The 21137-nt window shown below is 64.4% G+C and carries 21 protein-coding genes; 10 read left to right on the forward strand and 11 right to left on the reverse strand.

Going from position 1 to position 21137, the window contains the following annotated elements; genetic code table 11:
• The first annotated feature begins 107 nt into the window (after positions 1-107).
• From BKG76_RS14425 to dtd, 5 genes are read left to right on the forward strand one after another with little or no spacing between them, the layout of a single operon-like run.
• Positions 108-1280: a DUF1214 domain-containing protein gene (locus tag BKG76_RS14425; RefSeq protein ID WP_070938230.1), complete on the forward strand. Its 1173-nt coding sequence runs from the start codon at positions 108-110 to the stop codon at positions 1278-1280.
• Positions 1280-2065 carry an SDR family oxidoreductase gene (locus BKG76_RS14430; protein WP_070938231.1) on the forward strand — a complete coding sequence of 262 codons (786 nt, stop codon included), beginning with the start codon at positions 1280-1282 and terminating at the stop codon, positions 2063-2065. Before BKG76_RS14425 ends, BKG76_RS14430 begins: the two co-directional genes overlap by 1 nt.
• 16 nt (positions 2066-2081) lie before the next feature.
• Positions 2082-3257, forward strand: coding sequence for a sulfotransferase family protein (locus tag BKG76_RS14435; RefSeq protein WP_070938232.1), 1176 nt, complete (start codon positions 2082-2084; stop codon positions 3255-3257).
• Positions 3258-3285: 28 nt separating this feature from the next.
• Positions 3286-4584, forward strand: coding sequence for an FAD/NAD(P)-binding protein (locus BKG76_RS14440; protein WP_070938233.1), 1299 nt, complete (start codon positions 3286-3288; stop codon positions 4582-4584).
• Between the two features lies 1 nt (position 4585).
• Positions 4586-5017 (forward strand): D-aminoacyl-tRNA deacylase, encoded by a 432-nt coding sequence (gene dtd / locus BKG76_RS14445; RefSeq protein WP_070938234.1) that lies wholly within the window; start codon positions 4586-4588, stop codon positions 5015-5017.
• Between the two features lies 1 nt (position 5018).
• Here the strand turns inward: dtd and BKG76_RS14450 are convergent, their stop codons facing one another.
• Both BKG76_RS14450 and BKG76_RS14455 read right to left on the reverse strand, forming a co-directional pair.
• Positions 5019-5459 (reverse strand): hypothetical protein, encoded by a 441-nt coding sequence (locus BKG76_RS14450; protein ID WP_083338042.1) that lies wholly within the window; start codon positions 5457-5459, stop codon positions 5019-5021.
• 52 nt (positions 5460-5511) lie between these two features.
• On the reverse strand, positions 5512-6711 hold the full coding sequence (locus tag BKG76_RS14455) for a Rieske 2Fe-2S domain-containing protein (RefSeq protein ID WP_070938236.1): 1200 nt from the start codon (positions 6709-6711) through the stop codon (positions 5512-5514).
• A gap of 140 nt (positions 6712-6851) precedes the next feature.
• Between BKG76_RS14455 and BKG76_RS14460 the strand changes: the two genes are divergently transcribed.
• The gene (locus tag BKG76_RS14460) at positions 6852-7373 is read left to right on the forward strand and encodes a gamma carbonic anhydrase family protein (protein WP_064627384.1); all 522 of its coding nucleotides are present in this window, start codon (positions 6852-6854) and stop codon (positions 7371-7373) included.
• Positions 7374-7378: 5 nt separating this feature from the next.
• Here the strand turns inward: BKG76_RS14460 and BKG76_RS14465 are convergent, their stop codons facing one another.
• Entirely contained in the window at positions 7379-7867 is a 489-nt protein-coding gene (locus tag BKG76_RS14465; protein ID WP_070938237.1) for a nitroreductase family deazaflavin-dependent oxidoreductase, read from the reverse strand.
• A 122-nt stretch (positions 7868-7989) separates the two neighbouring features.
• On the opposite strand from BKG76_RS14465, the gene BKG76_RS14470 reads away from it, so the two are divergent.
• Positions 7990-9336, forward strand: coding sequence for an FAD-dependent oxidoreductase (locus BKG76_RS14470; protein WP_070938238.1), 1347 nt, complete (start codon positions 7990-7992; stop codon positions 9334-9336).
• Positions 9337-9398: 62 nt separating this feature from the next.
• Here BKG76_RS14470 and BKG76_RS14475 read toward each other — a convergent pair whose 3' ends face one another.
• The 4 genes from BKG76_RS14475 to BKG76_RS14490 are packed head-to-tail and all read right to left on the reverse strand — an operon-like array spanning position 9399 to position 13050.
• The gene (locus tag BKG76_RS14475; RefSeq protein ID WP_070938239.1) at positions 9399-9800 is read right to left on the reverse strand and encodes a nuclear transport factor 2 family protein; all 402 of its coding nucleotides are present in this window, start codon (positions 9798-9800) and stop codon (positions 9399-9401) included.
• A 3-nt stretch (positions 9801-9803) separates the two neighbouring features.
• Positions 9804-10994 carry a thiolase domain-containing protein gene (locus BKG76_RS14480; protein WP_109420743.1) on the reverse strand — a complete coding sequence of 397 codons (1191 nt, stop codon included), beginning with the start codon at positions 10992-10994 and terminating at the stop codon, positions 9804-9806.
• 2 nt (positions 10995-10996) lie between these two features.
• Positions 10997-12052: a thiolase domain-containing protein gene (locus BKG76_RS14485; protein WP_070938241.1), complete on the reverse strand. Its 1056-nt coding sequence runs from the start codon at positions 12050-12052 to the stop codon at positions 10997-10999.
• Positions 12052-13050, reverse strand: a complete 999-nt coding sequence (locus tag BKG76_RS14490) for a Zn-ribbon domain-containing OB-fold protein (protein ID WP_070938242.1) — start codon at positions 13048-13050, stop codon at positions 12052-12054. Before BKG76_RS14490 ends, BKG76_RS14485 begins: the two co-directional genes overlap by 1 nt.
• 77 nt (positions 13051-13127) lie before the next feature.
• Here BKG76_RS14490 and BKG76_RS14495 point away from each other — a divergent pair, with 77 nt between their 5' ends.
• Complete coding sequence (locus BKG76_RS14495; protein ID WP_070938243.1) at positions 13128-14159, forward strand: LLM class F420-dependent oxidoreductase; 1032 nt, start codon at positions 13128-13130, stop codon at positions 14157-14159.
• Here the strand turns inward: BKG76_RS14495 and BKG76_RS14500 are convergent.
• Together BKG76_RS14500 and BKG76_RS14505 are read right to left on the reverse strand one after the other, a co-directional pair.
• A complete protein-coding gene (locus tag BKG76_RS14500; protein WP_207543766.1) occupies positions 14156-14791 on the reverse strand; it encodes an LON peptidase substrate-binding domain-containing protein in 636 nt (211 codons plus the stop codon). The two genes, BKG76_RS14495 and BKG76_RS14500, sit on opposite strands and share 4 nt — an antisense overlap.
• Positions 14792-14806: 15 nt before the next feature.
• Positions 14807-15616: a crotonase/enoyl-CoA hydratase family protein gene (locus tag BKG76_RS14505; RefSeq protein WP_030096322.1), complete on the reverse strand. Its 810-nt coding sequence runs from the start codon at positions 15614-15616 to the stop codon at positions 14807-14809.
• A 53-nt stretch (positions 15617-15669) separates the two neighbouring features.
• Here BKG76_RS14505 and BKG76_RS14510 point away from each other — a divergent pair, with 53 nt between their 5' ends.
• Positions 15670-17322 (forward strand): acyl-CoA synthetase, encoded by a 1653-nt coding sequence (locus BKG76_RS14510; RefSeq protein ID WP_070938244.1) that lies wholly within the window; start codon positions 15670-15672, stop codon positions 17320-17322.
• A gap of 35 nt (positions 17323-17357) precedes the next feature.
• The gene (locus tag BKG76_RS14515; protein WP_070938245.1) at positions 17358-18473 is read left to right on the forward strand and encodes an NAD(P)H-dependent flavin oxidoreductase; all 1116 of its coding nucleotides are present in this window, start codon (positions 17358-17360) and stop codon (positions 18471-18473) included.
• A 43-nt stretch (positions 18474-18516) separates the two neighbouring features.
• Here BKG76_RS14515 and BKG76_RS14520 read toward each other — a convergent pair whose 3' ends face one another.
• A complete protein-coding gene (locus tag BKG76_RS14520) occupies positions 18517-20025 on the reverse strand; it encodes a long-chain-fatty-acid--CoA ligase (RefSeq protein ID WP_070938246.1) in 1509 nt (502 codons plus the stop codon).
• A 9-nt stretch (positions 20026-20034) separates the two neighbouring features.
• Positions 20035-21132 carry an acyl-CoA dehydrogenase family protein gene (locus BKG76_RS14525; RefSeq protein WP_070938247.1) on the reverse strand — a complete coding sequence of 366 codons (1098 nt, stop codon included), beginning with the start codon at positions 21130-21132 and terminating at the stop codon, positions 20035-20037.
• Between the last annotated feature and the right edge of the window lie 5 nt (positions 21133-21137).

The raw sequence follows: 21137 nt of genomic DNA on the forward strand, positions 1-21137 counted from the left end.
TGTGCCCCTGCGTTGATCCTGACATTCTTGACGTACCAGGCAAGGGCGCTCTAGTGTCTGAATGGATTCTACCACTGCGGTACAAATCTGTACCAGTCAGGAGCGTCATGTACAGCGAGGCATTCACCGCCGCGATCGCCGAGGCGGAGGAGCTGATCGTCGCGGCCCCCCATATCGAAACCGAAGCCGATCTGTTTGAGGGGCTCCAGTATCTGGCGCAGGGGATAGCCGCCTGTACGCACATGGCGTTTCATACCGATCGCGATCACCCATTCCTGCTCTCCGGTACGGGGCCGTTCACCAAGATGGGGTTGGACAACCCCGACACGCTGTACTTCGGTGCCCGCGTCAACGGTGAGTACGAGTATGTGGTCACCGGAAAGCGTGGCACCACTGCCGATTTGAGCTTCCAGGTGCTTGGTGGTGGTGACTACACCGACAAGAACGTGCCAGGAAGTGCGATTGCCTTCGATGACCGTGAGATCCACACCGCACGCGATGGCAGCTTCGAAGTGCGTTTCGGTCCTGGGCCGGCCAGTGAGTCGCGGCCGAACTATTTCACCCTGGGGCCGGGACCGGCGCAGCTGGTGATGCGTGAGGTGTACAGCGATTGGCGTGAACAGCGTGGCAGCCTTGCCATCGCGCGGGTGGACACCGCAGGGACCGCGCCGGCCCCGCTGACGAAGGAGCAGATCGAAAAACGTTACGCCAGTGCGGGTAAGCAGTTGGTGAACCGAGTCAAGACGTGGCTGCAGTTCCCCAAGTGGTTCTACGACAATCTGCCCGTCAACACCATGACCGAGCCACGGCTCACACCTGGCGGGCTGGCGACGCAGTTCTCCTCGGTGGGGCACTATGACCTCAATGACGACCAGGCGATGATCATCACCGTCCCCAAGTCCGATGCGCCGTACCAGGGTTTCCAGCTCGGCAGCCTCTGGTACATCTCGCTCGACTACATCAACCACCAAACCTCACTGAACTCCAGCCAGGCTCAGGTAGACCCGGACGGAAACATCCGGATGGTGGTGAGTAATGGAAACCCTGGTGTCACCAACTGGATTGAGACGCTGGATCATCGGCGGGCGTACCTCCAATTCCGGTGGCAGCGGGCCGACCGACAGCTCACGGCCGCCGATGGTCCGACCGTGGAGGTGGTCGCACTCGGCGATGTGCCGGCGAAACTGCCGTATTACCCGCAGAATCAGATCAGCGAGCAGGGCTGGCGCAGTCGCATCGCGGAACGCCAGACTGCCATCGGCGCAAGGATGTTGGGCTGATGAGTCTGTGCGCTTTTGACGGCAAGGTTGTCGTCGTATCCGGTATCGGCCCCGGGCTCGGCGCCACCTTGGCCACCAAGTTCGCCGCCGCGGGCGCCGATGTCGTCCTGGCGGCGCGCACTCAGTCGCGCCTTGACGAGGTGGCAGAACAGATTGCCGCCACCGGCCGCAAGGCCCTCGCGGTGGCCACGGATATCACCGATGAGGCCAGCGTCGCGAACCTCGTCGAACGCGCCACCGAGGCCTTCGGCGGCATTGATGTTCTCGTCAACAACGCCTTCAGCATTCCATCGATGAAATCCCTGGAGAAGACGGACTATCAGCACATTCGCGATAGCGTCGAGCTCACCGTGGTCGGCACGTTGCGTCTGACCCAGGGGCTCGCCGGCGCGTTGTCTGCGGCCAAGGGTTCGGTGGTCAACATCAATTCGATGGTCATCAGGCACTCGCAAGTCCGCTATGGCAGTTACAAGATCGCCAAGGCCGCGCTGCTCGCCATGTCCCAATCGCTGGCCACAGAGCTGGGGCCACAGGGAGTTCGGGTGAATTCTGTTGTGCCCGGATATATGTGGGGTGAGAACCTCAAGGGGTACTTCGAACACCAGGCCAAGAAGTACGGCGGTACCGTCGAGCAGATCTATGAGTACACGGCGGCCAACTCCGATCTCAAGCGATTGCCGACCACCGATGAGGTTGCCAATGCCGTGCTGTTTCTCGCCTCCGGCCTGGCGAGCGGGATCACCGGCCAGGCCCTCGATGTCAACTGCGGCGAGTTCCACGCCTAGCCACAAGGAGATCAGTATGAGTTTTGATGAGAAGTCCGCATCAAGCACCGAGCGCACCAGCGTCGGCACGGTCGACGATCTACACGAGTCCGCTTCCCGGCTCATCGGCCTCGACGACTTCGGGGATGGGTCGGTCGACAACTACCGCGAAGCGCTCGGCGTCCTGCTGGACTCGTATCAGGGCGAGGCCGGCTTGACGCCCTTGGGTTCCAAGATGTCTCGGGTCTTTCTGCGCGGCGCGCTGGGTGCCCGGCTGCTCAGCGAGGCGGCGTTCAAGGCGCACCCCGACTACGCACAGGTCGCCATCAATCGGCCCATCTTCGTCACCGGCCTGCCGCGTACCGGTACCACCGCGCTGCATCGCCTCCTCAACGCCGATCCGATGCACCAGGGCCTGGAGATGTGGCTGGCCGATTTTCCGCAACCGCGGCCCGCACGGGACACCTGGGATGCCAATCCGGTGTACCAGCAGCTGGAGGGGCAGTTCTCGAAGCATCATGTGGAGAACCCGGAATTCATGGGTCTGCACTACATGTCGGCGAGCGAGGTCGAAGAATGCTGGCAGCTGTTGCGCCAATCGGTGCACTCGGTGTCGTATGAGTGCCTTGCTCATGTGCCGTCCTACGCACAGTGGTTGTCGCAACAGGACTGGACACCGGCCTATCGGCGTTACAAGGCCAACCTGCAGCTGATCGGCCTCAACGACATCGAAAAGCGTTGGGTACTCAAGAATCCGAGTCATCTCTTCGCGCTCGATGCACTCATGGAGGTGTATCCGGACGCATTGGTCATTCAGACGCATCGCCCCGCCGAGACCATCATCGCCTCGGTCTGTTCGCTCAACGAGCATGCGACGGCGGGTTGGTCGGACACCTTCGTCGGCGCCACCCTGGGCGCCGATCAGCTCGACACCTGGGCCCGGGGTCTGGAGTCCTTCAAGTCCGCGCGCACCAAGTACGACGAGTCGCAGTTCTGCGATGTCGACTATTTCGACTTCATCTCCGACCCGATCGGCACCGTCGAATCCATCTACCGGCACTTTGGGCTGGAGCTCTCGGCGTCTGCTCTGGTCGAGATGCAGAAGATGAACGACGAAAGCCAAAAGGGTCCGCGCGCACCGAAGCACGTCTACTCGCTCGCGGACTACGGGCTGAGCAAGGAAGCGGTGGTCGAGCGCTTCGCGGGTCTGTGATGCTGGTCGTCGTGCACACGGCCGGTAGATGACCCACATTGCCGTCGTAGGCGCGGGCGCGGCCGGAACAATGGCTGCCCTGCACCTACTGCGGCACAACGACTCACGGACACTGCGCCTGACCGTTATCGACCCCGGCGCCGAAACGGGCCCCGGAGTCCCGTATCGCACGACTGATCCACGACATCTCCTGAACGTTCCGGCAGGCAAGCTCGGCGTCGATTCCGCCGAGCCGCTCGGCTTCGTGAACTGGCTCACCGATACCGGTGTCCCCGATGCCGGCCCCGGGGATTTCGTATCCCGGGGACTGTTCGGACATTACCTCTCCAGCGCTTTCGAGCAGGTGCGCGGCAATCGGGTGAGCCGTATCCATGGCCGGGCAGCCGCGGTGACACGGCAAGGTGAGGGGCTCTCGGTGGCATTGGGCAACGGCGACACCGTCGACGCGGATACCGTGATCCTGGCGGCCGGCCCGACCATGCCCGGAACAGCCTGGGCCCCAATCTGGTTACGCGACAGTGCGTTGTTCATCGCGGACCCCTGGCGTGCGGGTGCACTCGAGGACCTTCCGGATGACGGCGATCTGTTGCTCGTCGGAACGGGTTTGACGATGGTCGACCTTGCCCGCACATTGCGACGGCCCGGTCGCGTCCTGTACGCGGTTTCCCGCAGCGGATTGCTGCCACGAGCGCACGGATCGTATTCGTCGGCACCGGCACCTGAGTTCGCGATGGACCATGGCCAGGTACTGGAGTGTGCTGTGCGCTACGTCCGGGACGTGATCGCGCAGGGCGGCGATGCGTGTGCGGCCGTGGATGCGCTTCGTCCTCAGGTGGGTGCGCTGTGGGGCGCGATGACCGCCGATGAGCGGGGGGTCTTCCTGCGAAAGTACCGCAGGCTGTGGGACATTCACCGGCACCGAATGGCGCCGCAATCTGGCGCGCAGATTGAAGGGGATATCGCCGAGGGTGTGTTGCGCATCAATCGTGGCGAGCTGGTAGATGCCGTAGTCGCGGGCCGCGGAGTCACGACGACCTTGTCCGCAGGGCAGGTTCTCGATGTACGCGCGGTGATCAATTGCACGGGACCGCAGTACGACATCACGGCAGGCACGGATCCGCTATGGAGCCAGCTGCTGGCAGACGGGCTGGCGCGGCCGGGACCACTGAACCTGGGGTTGGACACCGATCCGGTGGGAAGACTGCTTCCCGGGCACGCACCGCTGTGGGCACTGGGGCCGCTTCGGCGTGGGAATCTATGGGAAACAACGGCATTCGCGGAGATTAGGGCACAGGCCGAAGGTATGGCGGCGCTGATAGGGTCCTAGCGTGCGTGTTCTGGTGCAACGAGTCGCTTCCGCAGCCGTGTCTGTCGACGGGGAAGTGGTGGGCGCGATCCGCCCCGAAGGTCAGGGACTACTGGCCTTGGTCGGCGTCACTCATGACGACGACGCCGAAAAGGCCGCGCAGCTCGCGGAGAAGTTGTGGCAGCTCCGCATTCTCGATGACGAGAAGTCCGCGGCCGACCTGGGTGCCCCGATCCTGGTGATCAGCCAATTCACGTTGTACGCCAACACGAAGAAGGGGCGCCGTCCGGCGTGGAACGCGGCGGCGCCCGGAGGCGTCGCCGAACCCATCGTGGCGGCATTCGCGGCTGCCCTGCGTAACCTGGGTGCGCAGGTCCAAACGGGTGTGTTCGGCGCGGATATGCAGGTTGAACTGGTCAACGACGGTCCGGTGACGCTGCTCTTGGAGCTGTAGATCAGCCGTCTCCGGGGGGAGCGGCCGTGCAGATCTGATCGAGGCAGCCCTCGGCGACGGCATGCGCGATGCTGTCGGAAAGACGCGGGCATCCGCGCACCCGGGCCGTGTTGGTGCCCTCCTCACGCATTTGTGCGAAGAAGGCGCATCGCCCGGCCGCCGCGGTATTCCATTGCACAGCAGTGTGATTGAGGCTGAGTTTCTTGACCATCACCGACCCGTGGCAGAACCGGCAGTCGACCTCTTGCAGGCCAGAGGTCAGATACCGCTGCTTGTCGCTCTCGGTGGCCTCGTGCAGGAGTGCGGCCTGCTCCGGATCGTTTTCGAATGCGGGAGCCTTCGACCACTGGCCGTTCGGCCTGCCCGATCCGGCGGAATCGTGAGCCTCGTCTTCCCCATGGGCGCCATGCAAAGCCAGCATCGACTGAGCCAGCTCCTCCACGGAAGGTGGGCTGGTGTTGGCCTCAGTCGATGCTGAAACTTCGGTCATAGCACTAGCTTTGCGTCGCCTCGGCGGGAGCTTCTGCCTTGGCTTGAGATTCTGCGGAGGCCTTCTCGTCCGCTTGGCGTTTCAGGTTCTCATCGACCTCACCGTGCCAGAACTCGTTGGCCTTCGTGGTGTCGATCTCCAGCTCGAACCGATCCGTCATCTCGGCCGTGACGTCGGCCTTGTCGACGTAGAACTGCGAGTACCAACGGCGCATCTGGTAGACGGCGCCGTCCTCCTCTACCAGCAGTGGGTTGTCGATGCGGGTCTTGTTCTTCCAGATCTCGACGTCCTGCAGGAAGCCTTGCCCGACACCCTTGGTCATGGCGCGCGACAGCTTGCCGGTCATCTTCTCGTCCATGCCGGCGGGCTTTTGGACGATGACGCCGTACTGCAGCACAAAGGAATTCTGATCAATGGGGTAGTGGCAGTTGATCAGAATCGATTCGGCCTTGTACCCGCCATAGTTGTTGTGCAGCCAGTTGATCATGAAGGACGGCCCGAAGTACGAGGCCTCCGAATCCAGGATCTGCTCGCCGGTGTACTGCGAGGAACCGCCCAGCTGCACATCGGGACGACCGACGGTACGCAGGTACTGCGAGGCGATATGGCCCTCGAAGACGTTCTTGAAGTACGTCGGGAATCCGAAGTGGATGTAGTAGAAGTGCGCCATATCGGTGACGTTGTCCACGATTTCGCGGCAGTTGGAACCCTCGATGACGATGGTGTTCCAGTCCCAGGTGGTCCAGCCGTCATCGGCGTATTCCGGAACCTCTGGAATCTCAACATCATCCGTCGGACCGTTGCCTTCGGCGTCATGCCAGACGAACAGCAGACCGCTTTTCACATCGGTGGTCCAGCTGCGGGTGCGGGCAAGCTTGGGGGTGCGCTTGGCGTACGGAACAAGCTTGCACTTGCCATCGCCGCCCCAGCGCCAATCGTGGAACGGGCACGCGACATTGTCGCCCTTGACGGAGCCCTGGGACAGATCGCCACCCATGTGACGGCAGTAGCCGTCCAGCACCTTGATATCGCCGTGGCTATCGGCGAATACGACCAGTTTGGTGCCGAACGCGTCGATGGCGTGCGGCTCTCCGTCCCGGAAAGATTCCGCGACGCCCAGGCAGTGCCAACCGCGTGCGTAGCGGGTGGGGAGCTCGCCGACGTCGATCTCGCGAACGCCGATTCCTGCGGTGTCTGTGCTCATGGCGGGGCTGCCTCCAGTGTTTCGATGCTGGTCGCTGTGGCGACCACCTTCAACTAGAACATGTTACAGTTTTGCCCCCTGATGGCGCAAGAAATGTGCCTGCCACAAGCGGAAATAGATGCTTTGGCTAGTGTCTGCGCATGCCTTTGTACTCACTCGACGGAAAAAGCCCGAGCGTTCACCCCGAGGCGTTCGTCGCGCCGACCGCCTGTCTTATCGGAGATGTCACGGTGGAAGCCGGCGCCTCGATCTGGTTCAACACCGTCATCCGTGCCGATTACGCCCCGATTGTCATCAGGGCGGGCGCCAACATTCAGGACGGATCGGTACTGCACAGCGACCCGGGGATGCCGGTCGATATCGGTGAGGGAGCCACGGTGGCGCATATGTGCCTGGTGCACAGCTGCACCGTGGGCGATGGCGCCCTGATCGGCAACCACGCGACCGTGCTCGACGGCGCCTCCATCGGTTCGCGCAGCATGGTGGCCGCGGGCTCGCTGGTGCTCGGTGGCACTCAAATTCCCGAGGACGTCCTGGTCATGGGCTCGCCCGCGAAGGTCAAGGGGCCCGTCGCGGGAACCCCGGCGGAGTTCCTGACCAAGGGGGTGCCGGCCGCGTATCAGGCGCTGGGCAAGCGCTATCTGACGGGTTTGGACAACTAGCGGCGTTACGCCCACTCCGGTTCCCGTGTCAGTCGCAGGCATTCGGGAACGTTGAACAGCAGCATCATCCGCTGCTCCTTGGCGGGCAGCTGTGTGCGGACCTCGGCGGTGGGGACCACCTGCGGATGGGACAGCCTGAGCTGTTCACCCGCCCGAAGCAATTCGGCGCCGCCGTGGGCCGTCACGTTGCGCACCCAGTCGGCCGACTGTCCGTAGGGCAGCAGGATCAGCACCGTGCCGTCCGTCGCGTTGAACGCCTCGACCGGGGTCTCGTAGGTGTGGCCGCTGCGTCTGCCGATGTGCCGAATGACGGCCGTGGAGGTGGCGTCCGTTCCGGCGGTCGACATGATCCTCGGGTTGGTGACGGCACGATTGAACCGTCGGATGGCATTGAGAATGGGGCGGTTCTGGAGCCGTATGCCGGCCACGACCAGCGAGAACAGTGCGAGCGGTACGGCGACGATGACGCCGATGACAACGAAGGCGACAACCACGCGATCAGGCTACTGGGATCCGATCGGGGTGTGATCGGGATCTCTGGACGTACGTTCCACTTTTGCCTGGATTCTTTTTAGGCTTGCCTTACCTAATAGATTCTAAATCGCAAGGGGATGGCATGAGGAAGATCCGAGTCGCGGTCATCGGCGCAGGTCCGGCCGGGATCTATGCCGCCGACATCCTCACCAAGGAGCACGAGCAGGCGCAGGTCGACGTCTTCGACCGGCTGCCCGCCCCGTACGGCCTGGTGCGCTACGGCGTGGCTCCCGACCATCCGCGCATCAAGGAGATCATCAAGGCGCTGCGTCGGGTGCTCTCGCGTGACGAGATTCGGTTCATCGGGAACGTCCACTACGGCACCGATATCAAACTCTCGGAGCTGCGGCGCTTCTACGACGCGGTGATCTTCTCCACCGGCGCGCGTGCCGATCGCGGGCTCGATATCCCCGGCATCGATCTTCCGGAAAGCTACGGCGCCGCCGACTTCGTCTCCTGGTACGACGGTCATCCCGATGTCCCGAGGGATTGGCCGCTGACCGCCAAGAGCATCGCAGTGTTGGGCGCCGGGAACGTGGCCCTCGATATCGCGCGCATGCTGGCCAAACCCGCCGACGAGCAGCTCAGCACCGAGATCCCTGCCAACGTCTACCAGGGGCTGGTGCTCAATCAGGCCACCGATGTGCACGTTTTCGCGCGGCGCGGCCCGGCCCAGATCAAGTTCAGCCCCATGGAGTTTCGCGAATTGTCGCACTCGCCGAGTGTGGATGTCGTCGTGCATCCCGAGGGATTCGAGATCGATGAGGGCAGCCAGCAGGCCATCAATTCCAGCAAGGCCACCAAGCTTGTCGTCGACACCATGATGAAGTACCTGGATCAGGAGCCCACCGGCGCGCCGCACCGTATTCACATCCACCTGTGCCAGTCGCCCGCAGCGGTGCTGGGAATCGACCGCGTGGAGGGCCTGCGTACCGAGCGCACGGAACTAATCGGCGACGGGACCGTCAGGGGAACAGGCGAATTCACCGATTGGCCGGTCCAGGCCGTCTATCGTGCGGTCGGCTACATCTCCTCGCACCTGGCCGATCTCCCATTCGACCACCACGCCGGGGTCGTACCGCATGACGCGGGCCGGGTGCTCGACATCGACGGAATCCCGATCGAGTCCACCTATGTCACGGGGTGGGTCAAGCGCGGGCCCGTCGGATTGATCGGGCACACCAAATCCGACGCCGCCGAAACGATCGCGAGCCTGCTCGCAGACCTCCCGGGTATCCAACCCGCCGAAATCTCGGACCCCGATGCGATATTCGCGCATCTGCGGGGAAGCGGGATTGACTACACCACCTGGGAGGAGTGGGAACGGCTCGATGCTCATGAAGTGGCACTCGGGGAGGAGCAGGGCCGTGAACGCATCAAAGTGGTACCGCGCGAGGAGATGATCAGCGCTGGGCGCCAGGCCTCTTAGCGTGAAGACATAAAGGCCCCCGATGCCTTGAGCGCGGGGGCCTTTATGTGTGTTCGGAGTGACTAGACCTTCTTCGCTGTCCCGGCGACCTTGTCGAACTCCCAATAGGCGCGGAGCACAACGAGCTTGCCCTCCTCATTGGCCTCATAGGTGAACACGCCCTCGGCCGTCATCTGATAGCCGTTCATGGTCGTGATGATTCGCCCGACATTGGCCTGATGGGTACCGCAGTCGTAGGTGTTGTCGAAGATGAAATCGAGCTTCTCGGTGGGGGCGATGATGTTGTCCCAGAAGGCAGCAATGGCCTCCTTGCCGCGATGGCCGTTGCCGTCAGGATTGAACGGCGACGGGCCGACCGGGTCCTGCACCACGCCATCCTCGGCGAAGTTGTCCACCCAGGCCTGCTTATCACGGGCTTCGACGGCCGCGCGGGAACGCTTGCCGGCTTCGTCTGCGAGGCTCATGCCTTACTGTCCCTTTCCTGCGGGCTTTTCAGAACCCACGACCCACATCGAGTAGTACTGTGAGCCGCCGCCGTAGGCGTGACCCAATGCCTTCTTGGCGCCGGGCACCTGATGGTCGCCAGCCTTGCCCATTACCTGAATGGCGGCCTCGGCGAATCGGATAAGACCCGAGGCTCCAATCGGATTCGAGGAGAGCACGCCGCCGGAAGCGTTGACGGGGATCTTGCCCCCGATGGCGGTCTCGCCGGCCTGGGTCAACTTCCAGCCTTCGCCCTCGGCCGCGAAACCCAGGTTCTCCAACCACATCGGCTCGAACCACGAGAACGGGACATAGATCTCCGCGGCGTCGATCTCGTCGATGGGGCTGGTGATTCCGGCATCGCGCCATAGTGCCGCCGCGGCATCGCGTCCGGCTTGCGGGTTCACCCGGTCGCGGCCGGTGTAGTCGAGGGGCTCGGTACGCAGCGCGGTGGCGTGCACCCACGCGACCGTGTGACCGTCGGCGATACGGCGATCCGCTGTTTCTTCGTCGCCCACCACGATTGCGCAGGCACCGTCCGAGGACGGGCAGGTCTCGTCGAAGCGGATCGGGTCCCACAGCATCGGGGAGGCCATCACCTTGTCGACGGTGATATCGGGCTGCTGCAGGTGCGCCAGTGGATTCTTCGCGGCATTGAGCCGGTCCTTCACTGCGACGATCGCCCCGGTATCCAGTGGAGCCTTGGAGCGCTCGATGTACGCACGCACATGGGGGGCGAAGTAGCCGCCCGCGCCCGCGCCCACCGGCACCGAGAAGGGCACCGGAATCGACAACGCCCACATGGCATTCGATTCGGACTGCTTCTCCCACGCCAGCGCGAGGACCCGGCGGTACTTGCCCGACTGCACCAGGCTGGCCGCCACTACGCCGGTGGAGCCACCGACCGATCCGGCGGTGTGCACCCGGATCATCGGCTTTCCGGTCGCGCCGATCGCGTCCGCCATGAAGAGCTCGGGCATCATGACACCCTCGAAGAAGTCGGGGGCCTTGCCCACAACGACTGCGTCGATATCGTCCCAGCCCACGCCGGCATCGGCCATGGCGCGGTCAATAGCTTCGCGGACAAGGCCATTCATGGACACGTCGTGCCGTTTGGCTACGTACTTGGTCTGCCCGGTGCCGATGACGGCAGCGAGATTCTTGGATGCACCCACGATTACTTACCCTCCAGCACAGCGACCAGGTTCTGCTGAAGTACGGGCCCGCTGGTCGCGTGAGCCAGCACCCGCTGTGCCGAACCATTCCAGATATGTTGTGCGGCAAAGCCGATCCGTTCCAGCCCGGCAGAGAACATCGGATTGGCCACCAGTGCGCCACCCGACGGATTGACCGTCGCGGAATCCTTGAGGCCGATGGCCTCGGCGAGGATCAACTGCTGATGGCTGAAGGGCGCGTACAACTCCGCCACCTCGATGGAGCCGGCGTCGCCGCCGGTCGCGGCGGCAGCCGACGCGGCGGTCGACGGTGAGGCCGTCAGGTCTCGGGCGCCGAGGATCGGGGTCTCGATGCGATGTTCGATGCCGCTGATCCAGGCCGGATTCTCGCGTAGTTCACGGGCGCGATCACCCGCGGCCAGCACCATGATCGAGGCGCCGTCGGATATCGGCGCGATGTCATGCTTGTGCAGCGGGTCGGCGAAGTAGTCGCGTGCCAGCAGCTCATCGACACTCGATGCCGGAGCCTCGGAGTCCACCCGTTGTGCGCGGCCGAAGGCGTCGAGGGCTACCTGTGCCATCTGCTCCTTGGTCCACTTGCCCGAGTCCAGGCCAAGTCGTGCCTGCAGCGCTGCCATCGACACAGAATCGGGCCACAGCGGCGCGACGGTGTACGGATCGGTCTGCAGGGCAAGGGCTCTGCGGAGAGTGCCGGCGGAGGACTTGCCGAATCCGTAGACAAGCGCGGTCTCGACCTGACCGCTCAGAATCTTGATGTACGCCTCGTACAGTGCCCACGCCGCGTCCATTTCCACATGGGATTCGTTGATCGGCGGCACCGCACCGATCGAGTCGATCGCGGAGATGAACGAGAAGGCGCGCCCGGCCAGATAGTCGGACGAGCCGGAGCACCAGAAGCCGATGTCCGACTTGGTGATTCCGAGGTCTGCGTAGATCTGCCGGAAGCAGGGCACCAGCATTTCGACACCGTTGGTGGTGCCTTCGGTGGTCCGTACGTGCGGGGCGTGGGCGAAGCCCACCACGGCTACTTCAGTCATTACACCCGGTCCTTGTAGGTCTCGTAGTCGGCATCGGGCTCACCCGTCGGGCGGAAGTACTGGATGTTGTCGATCCCGTATCCCCACTCCTCCTTGGGTTTCCACACGGCCTCGACCCGCATGCCCATCCGTACCTCGGCGGGGTCGATGTCGTAGACCAGGTGTAGGAACGGGATATCGGCACCATCGAGCAGTACATACGCCGCCACGTAGGGCGGTTTGATGCGCTGCCCGGGGAACGGGATGTTGATGATCGCGAAGGTGGTGACGACACCCTTGTCGGCCACCTGCACCAGATCTGAGGTGGGTTCGCCGGTCAGCGGATCGGCGCCGCGCGCCGGGAAGTAGACCCGGCCGCCGGCACCGGTGCGTCCTCCGAGCAGCTTGCCCTCTGCCAGTGCGCGCAGGTAGGCGCTTTCCTCGGGGGAGGTGATGTGCTGAACCTCCAGGCGGATCGGTGTCACCTGCATGGTCACCGGTTCCTGATCGGGGGCCGGGGCAGCAGTGGTTTGCGGTGTCTCCCCGAGGGCGAAGTAGGCGATATCGGTGATGGCGCCGACGGTCTCGTGGGCCCACACCGCGTGCACGCGGGCGCCGGTCTCGATTCCGGCGGAACCCGCGGCCCCGGTATCCACAGCGTGCAGCAGCGCGGTGTCCGCACCGTCGAGCGTGATGAGTGCCCAGGCGAACGGTTTGGCCAGCGGCTGGCCCTCCAGCGGCTCGGGCTGCCATGACCAGGACTGGACCGTGCCCACACTCGACACCGGCACCACCTCGGTCAGCGGCGCGTAGGTCACCGGGTCGTACTCGGCCGCGGGTACGTGGACCCGGCCGTCACTGCCCCGGGTGCCGACGATCTGCCGATCGCGCAGGGCGGTGAAGAACTTGGAGAGGGTGGGACCCACCGAACGGGTGTAGTCAAAAGACAGTTCGAGGGGTGCTGAAAGGAGCGGCAGCGGGGAGGAGAGCTCGGTTGTGCTGCTTTGGCTGACTGTCACACCTCCGAGTAGAACAAGTTCTAGTTTTTTTCGCAAGGGTGGTGGTCGCGGCATATCTCGTCAGGTAGAACTGACCCATGAAATTCGGATTGCAGCTGGGGTACTGGTCGGCCTCACCGCCGGACAACGCGCGTGAGTTGGTGGCCGCCGCCGAAGAGGGCGGATTCGACGCCGTCTTCACCGCCGAGGCCTGGGGTTCGGATGCGTACACCCCGTTGGCCTGGTGGGGCTCGGACACCAGCCGTATCAGGTTGGGCACCTCGGTGATTCAGCTTTCCGCGCGGACGCCCACGGCGTGCGCCATGGCCGCCCTGACGCTGGATCACCTTTCCGGTGGCCGCCACATTCTGGGCTTGGGCGTATCCGGGCCGCAGGTGGTCGAGGGCTGGTACGGGCAGCCCTTCCCCAAACCGCTGGCCCGCACCCGTGAGTACATCGACATCATCAGGCAGGTGCTGGCCCGTGAGGCGCCGGTGCGTAGCGATGGTCCGCACTATCCGCTGCCGCTGACCGGGGACAAGGCCACTGGGCTGGGCAAGCCCCTCAAGCCGATCGTGCATCCGCTGCGTTCTGACATCCCGATCTTTCTCGGTGCCGAGGGGCCGAAGAATGTGGCGTTGACGGCGGAGATCGCCGACGGCTGGCTGCCCATGTTCTACGCGCCGCGGCTCGCCGACATGTACAACGAATGGCTCGACGAGGGTTTCTCGCGGCCCGGCGCCCGGCGCACCCGCGAGAACTTCGAGATCGCCGCCACTGCGCAGGTGATCGTCACCGAGGATCGCCGTTCGGTGCTCGATCAGCTGAAGCCGTTCTCCGCCTTGTATATCGGTGGCATGGGCGCCGTCGAGCTGAACTTCCATGCCGAGGTGTATCGGCGGATGGGCTACGGCGAGGTGGTCGACGAGGTGACCGAACTGTTCCGTACCAACCGCAAGGACAAAGCGGCCGAAGCGATTCCGGACGAGCTGGTGCTCGATACGACGATCGTCGGAACCGAGGCCGAGGTGCGCGAGCAGATCGCGGCGTGGGAGGCGGCAGGAGTCACCATGCTGGTGGTCGGTTGCCGCAGTGTCGAGCACGTCAAGCAGCTGTCGGCACTGACCTAGCGTTCGGTCTCTCGGAAGTCGAGCATCGCGGTGACGGTGTCGACGGCCTCGTTCAGCGCGTGAACCCGCGTCTCCAGCGTCGGCGCGGCCAGCACGGCGTGCCGATCGGCCTGACCCATGGGTACTCGAGATGCCAACGCATACAGGCGCTTTTCGGCACCACTGGGTAGCCCGGTGGCGATGGACCACCGGCGGGGGAGGCGCACCTGCTGCGCGGTCGCGACCCGGCGCAGCAGATTCTCGATACGTGCCTGCACCTCGTTGAGGGCACTCAACGGCAGCACCCGCTCGTCGGGTTCATCGGGCCATGGTTCGGACTCGGCGCGCGGATACGGATCATCGTCGAGCCATCGGGTGATGCGTATTCGATGCGCGCCCTCGCAACGCAACGCGAAGCGCTCCGCGCCGAGGGACTCGCAGTCCAGCACGCGGACCGCGGTGCCGACGTCATGCCGGATATCTCCGCCGCCGACTTCTCGGCCGCGAGCGATCAGAACGGTGCCGAAGGTGCGGTCGGCGGCCATCACATCGCGGACCAGCGCGACGTAGCGTGGCTCGAAGATGCGCAGTGGTAGGGGCTCGCCCGGCAGTAACACCGACTGCAGCGGGAACATGGGCGTCACGCCGCCCACACTATGCGTGGTGGCTCAGGTGCCGGTGAAGTTGGGGGCGCGCTTCTCGGCGAAGGCGCGGGGGCCTTCCTTGGCGTCGTTACTGGTGAAGACGCCGATACCGACCTTGGTGTCGGCCTTGAACGCCTCGTTCTCGTGCAGGCCTTCCGAATCGCGGATGGTCTTGAGGACCGCTTGCACCGCCAGAGGGCCGTTCGCGGCGATCATGTTCGCAAGCTCCAGGGCCTTGTCCAGTGCCTGACCGTCGGGGACGACGTGGCCGATGAGCCCGATTTCCTTGGCCTCCGGGGCCTTGAGGTGACGACCGGTGAGCAGGATGTCGCAGGCGACCGTGTACGGGATCTGACGGGGCAGTCGCACGGCCGATCCGCCCATCGGGTACAGGCTCCACTTCACCTCGGAGACACCGAATTTGGCGCTCTCACCCGCGACGCGGATATCGGTAGCCTGCAGGATTTCGGTGCCACCGGCGATCGCGGGACCCTCGACGGCGGCGATCAATGGCTTGGTCAGGCGGCGGCCCTTGAGCAGACCGGGGATGACGGACGGGTCATAGCTGCCGTCGGAGAACTGGTCGCCCGGGGCGCGCTTGTTCATGGCCTTCAGGTCCGCTCCGGCGCAGAAATACCCGCCCGCGCCGGTCAGGATGCAGACGCGAACGTCGGGATCGTTGTCGACGCGATCCCACGCCTGCGTCATGATCTCCAGCATTTCCCCGGACAGGGCGTTGCGTGCGTGCGGACGATTCATCGTCACGATGAGGACGTGATCGCGGAGTTCCACCAGGGCGTGCGGGGCGTCCTGTTCGGTCACTGTGTCCGTCATGAGGCTCCTTCATTGGGCCGGGGCTTGTCTAAAAATGTAACACGTTCTAATTTATGGGCATGGCCCTTAACATTGCCGACCTCATTGAGCATGCGATCGACACTATGCCCGATCGTGTTGCCATCATTTCTGGCGACCGAAAGCTGACATATGCCGAGCTTGAGGAGCAGTCCAACCGGCTCGGTCACTATCTGCAGAGCCAGGGCGTGGGCCCGGGCGACAAGGTCGGCCTGTACTGCCGCAACGGCATCGAGATCGTCGTCGCGCTGACGGCCATCGTCAAGATCCGCGCGATCTCGGTCAACGTGAACTACCGGTACGTCGAAGCCGAACTGCACTACCTGTTCGAGAACTCCGATATGGCGGCGCTGGTGCACGAGCGCCGCTACAGCGACAAGGTCGCGAACGTGCTGCCGAGTACGCCGAACGTGAAGACCGCGATCGTGGTGGAAGACGGAACAGACCTTGACTACTCGTCCTACAACGGCATCGCGTTCGCCGATGCGCTGGCGCAGGGATCCCCGGAGCGTGATTTCGCGGAGCGCAGTCCCGACGACATCTTCCTGATCTACACCGGAGGCACCACCGGCTTCCCCAAGGGTGTGATGTGGCGGCACGAAGACATCTACCGCTCGCTGTTCGGTGGCATCAACTACGTCACCGGTGAGTACATCGAGGGTGAGTGGGATCTGGCCAAGCAGGGCGCCGAGGCCGCACCGTTCATCGGTTTCCCCATTCCGCCGATGATCCACGGCGCCACCCAGGCGGCGACCTTCATGGCCCTGTTCCAGGGACGGACCACCGTGCTCGCGCCCGAGTTCAACCCCGAAGAGGTGTGGGAACTCATCGAGAAGCACAAGATCAACATGCTGTTCTTCGCCGGCGATGCCATCGGCCGGCCACTCATCGACGCGTTGGATACCGAGGTGGGCCGCGCGCGTGATCTGTCCTCGCTGTGGGTGCTGGCCAGCAGTGCCGCGCTGTTCTCGCAGACGGTCAAGGAGCGGTACCTGGAGCTGCTGCCCAACCGGGTGATCACCGATGCGATCGGTGCCTCCGAGACCGGCACCGGCGGGCTCTCCACCGTCACCAAGGGTCAGATGCACCCCGGCGGGCCGACCGTCAAGATCAGCTCCACCACAACGGTTCTCGACGAGGAAGGCAATCCCATCCAGCCCGGCTCCGGAGTGCGGGGCCTCATCGCGAAGAGTGGTCACATTCCGGTCGGATACTTCAAGGACGAGAAGAAGACCGCCGAGACGTTCAAGACGTTCAACGGTGTGCGGTACGCGATCCCCGGGGACTGGGCGACCGTCGAGGCGGACGGCACCGTCACCATGCTGGGTCGCGGATCGGTATCGATCAACACTGGCGGCGAGAAGGTCTTCCCCGAGGAAGTCGAGAGCGTCCTGAAGGGCCACCCCGCGGTGTTCGATGCGGTTGTTGTCGGTGTGCCCGACGAGAAGTGGGGCCAGCATGTGGGTGCCGTCATCGCGGTGCGCGCCGGTGTGGAGCTGACCTTCGAAGACCTGGACACCCATGCGCGCAAAGAGATTGCCGGATATAAGGTGCCGCGCAGCGTCTGGATCGTCGACACCGTCAAGCGCAATCCCGCGGGCAAGGCCGATTACCGTTGGGCCAAGGAAATCTCGGAGTCCGAGAAGGTGGACCTCGTGAACACCAAGCACGTCAACACGGGAGCCTGAGCATGTCTGACGGCCTTCGCGCGAGCGGCTCATCCATGCACACCGACCTCTGTGAACGGTTCGGAATCCGTTACCCGATATTCGGTTTCACGCCATCGGAGAAGGTCGCCGCAGCCATCACCCGCGCGGGTGGCATGGGTGTGCTGGGGTGTGTCCGCTTCAACGATCCCGACGAGCTGGACGCCGTTCTGAACTGGATGGACGAGAACACCGACGGCAAGCCCTACGGCGTCGACATCGTGATGCCCGCCAAGGTGCCCACCGAAGGTACCGCGGTGGACATCGACAAGCTGATCCCGCAGGGACACAAGGACTTCGTCGAGAAGACGCTGGCAGATCTGGGTGTGCCGCCGTTGCCGGGAGAACGGGAGTCGGCCGGTGTGCTGGGCTGGCTGCACTCGGTGGCGCGTTCGCATGTGGAGGTCGCGCTCAAGCATCCGATCAAGCTGATCGCCAATGCACTGGGCTCTCCGCCAAAAGACGTGATCGACCAAGCCCACGAGCATGGTGTGCCGGTCGCGGCGTTGGCGGGTAAGGCCGAACATGCCAAGCGGCATGTCGAGAACGGTGTCGATATCGTCGTGGCCCAGGGCTATGAGGCCGGTGGACATACCGGCGATGTGGCATCCATGGTGCTCTGGCCCGAGATCGTGGATGCCCTCGACGGCAGCGCCCCGGTACTGGCGGCCGGCGGTATCGGCAGCGGTAGGCAGGCGGCGGCTGCCCTGGCGCTGGGCGCCTCGGGCGTGTGGACCGGCTCGATCTGGCTGACCGCGGCCGAGTACGACCTCGGAACCGTCACTGCCGGTGGCGATTCCGTGGTGCAGCAGGCGCTGCTGAAGGCGACCTCCAGCGACACCGTGCGCACCCGCATCTACACCGGGAAGCCTGCGCGACTGTTGAAGACCAAGTGGACGCAGGCCTGGGATGCCGAGGGCGCACCGACACCGCTGCCCATGCCGCTGCAGAACATTCTGGTCAGTGGGGCGCATGAGCGGATGAATCGTGCGCACGATCCGGAGACTGTGTGCTTCCCCGCCGGACAGATCGTCGGACGGATGAACGAGATTCGGCCCACTGCCGAGATCGTGGCCGACCTCGTTGCCGGTTTCGAGAGGGCGGTCGACAGGCTGAACGAGATCCGCGGCTAGCGCCTCACTCTGACTCGCTCCCACACTCGGCGCGGGCGGCGGGCTAGTGGGGGGCGTACGCTCCGCGGTCGAGCTCCCACAGCGGGTCGCTGGTCTCCAACGCCTCGGCGGACAGCTGACGCTTGATCACCTTGAACGTCGCGGTACGCGGCAGATTCTCGCTCACCCTGACAACTGACGGCCACTGCTTGGGTCCGAGATCCTCTTGGGCGGAAAGGAATTCGCCTAGTGTCGACGGCTCGAATCCGTCGCGTGCCACCAGCGCCGCCATTACCCGGTCGCCGACGGTGGGATCGGGAATACCGTAGACCGCCACCTCGGTGATATCCGGATGACGTAGCAGCACCCGCTCGATCGGGGCGGTGCCCAGGTTTTCGCCGTCGACGCGGAGCCAGTCGCCGAGGCGCCCGGCGAAGTACACGTATCCGTTCTCGTCGGCGTAGGCGAGGTCGCCGCTGCGGTACTGGCCAGCGACCATGCGCTCGGCATCGGCCTCTGGATTCTTGTAGTAGCCGGTGAACCGCCCGGGGCCGGTGACGTTCACCAGCTCACCGGTCGCTTCCGCCGCATTGACCAGCTTGCCGCTGGCATCGAAAATTGCTGGGGGACAAGGTGTGCCGGTCTCGACGTTGAGTATGCGAACGTCGGCAGGCAGTGGCCCGATCGCGCCCTGGGGAGTGCCGGGCGCCCACCCCAGGGCAACACCGCCCTCGGTGGACCCGAATCCGTCGACCACAAAGGCGCCGAACCGCTTGGCAAATCGGTCGGTGTCCCCGGCCGCGGCCTCGTTGCCGTACATGATCTTCAAGGGATTCTCGGCGTCGTCGGGCTGTTCCGGTGTCGCCAGCACATAGGACATGGGCTTGCCGACGTAGTTGGCGTACGTTGCCCCGTATTCGCGGATATCAGCGAGGAAGCCGGATGCGGAGAACCTGCGCCGCAGTGCGATCGAGGCGCCCGCCGCGACGGCCACCGACCACCCCGCGAGTACCGCGTTGGAATGGAACATGGGCATCGAGAGATAGCAGACATCCGCGGTACCGAGGCCGAATCGCGAGGACAGCATGATTCCGGCGGAGGCCACTTTGGCGTGGGTGATCTGGACAGCCTTGGGATCCCCGCTCGTGCCCGAGGTGAAGATGAGCATGAATAGGTCATCGGGGCGTACATCGGCGATCTCGATCAGCGGATGATGTGAGTCGGCAACGGTATCGGACTCATCCGTGATGACGAACTGGCAATCGGCAAGCTCGACATCGCGCTGCAATGCCGATCCGCGTCGTGTGGAGTTCAGGCCCACCAGCACCAGGCCACCCCATGCGGCCGCGGTAAGCAGGCGCGCGAAACCCGGTGTGTTCTCCAGGATCACACCGATATGCGGCGGCTTCGAAGGATCCAGTCGTGCGCGCAATACCGAAGCCAGACGGCGGCTTTCGGCCACATGGTCACGCCAGGACGTAAACGAGCCCTCGAAGTGCAGACCCCGGTCCTCGACATCGGCCAGGCTCGCCAGCAGCCGAGTGACCGTGGCTTCTTCCGGGGCGGTGCTCACCACTCGATACTAGGCAGGGGTGTCGGCGAGCTCACGCCCGATCCGGCGCAGCTGCTCCGTCGCGCTGCCCGAGGCGAACTCATTGTGCTTGGCGGCCAGGAAGTAACGGTGTACCGGATGGTCCTCGTCGATACCCACACCGCCGTGCACGTGCACCGCGGTATGCGCGACACGGTGCCCGGCATCGGAAGCCCAGAATTTCGCGGTGGCGACGTCGACATCGGCCGGCAAGTCTTCCGACACCCGCCAGGCGGCCTGCCATAGCGTCAGGCGCAGACCCTTGACGTCGATGTACCCGTCGGCCAGTCGCTGCGCCACCGCCTGGAAGCCTCCGATCGGCTTGCCGAACTGCTCGCGCGTGCGCGCGTAGTCGGCGGTCAGCTCCAGCGCGCGCTCCAACACCCCAAGCTGGTAGGCGCTGTGGCCCAAGGATTCCCGCAGCCTGAGCCACTCCACCACCTCGGCACCGCCGACCTTGCGCTCGGCGGGGACCGGGGTCTCGGACAGGATCAGCTCGGCGGAGCTGTCCTTACCGGTGGTGTGCAGGGTCTCCTGGGTGACCCCGGCGTCGTCGGCGGCCACCAAAAACACAGCGGTACCGGTCTCCGTCTCGGCAGGCACCAGGTACGCGTCGGCCTCGACGCCGAAGGGCACCAGGACCCGGTTGCCGGTCAGGACGTAGCCGGCGCCTTCGGTCCGGGCAGCGACCGGACCTTCGCCGGGCTCACCGTCGAGCGCGATGGTCAAGACCTTCTTGCCCGCGACGGCGGGTGCGGCCCAATCATTCTGCAGGGCTTCGGAACCGAACGCGGCGAGGGCTCCGGCCGCCAGCACCACCGACTCCAGATATGGAACGGCGGCGAGTTCACGACCCAGTTCCACAAGAATCGACGACTGTTCCAGGACGCCGAATCCACCGCCGCCCACCGATTCGGGGGCTGCGGTGGACAGAATGTCGGCCTCAGCGAGCTTGGCCCACAACTGCCAGTCGAACCTGCTGTCCTGCTTGTCGAGTTCCTTCTGGCGCTCCGGCGTACTGATCGCCGCCGCGATGGTGCGAGTCAGGCCGGCGAGGTCGGTCTGCGCCTCGGTAAGAGTGAAATCCATTGTTC

Source organism: Mycobacteroides franklinii (assembly GCF_001853795.1).
Lineage (GTDB): Bacteria > Actinomycetota > Actinomycetes > Mycobacteriales > Mycobacteriaceae > Mycobacterium > Mycobacterium franklinii.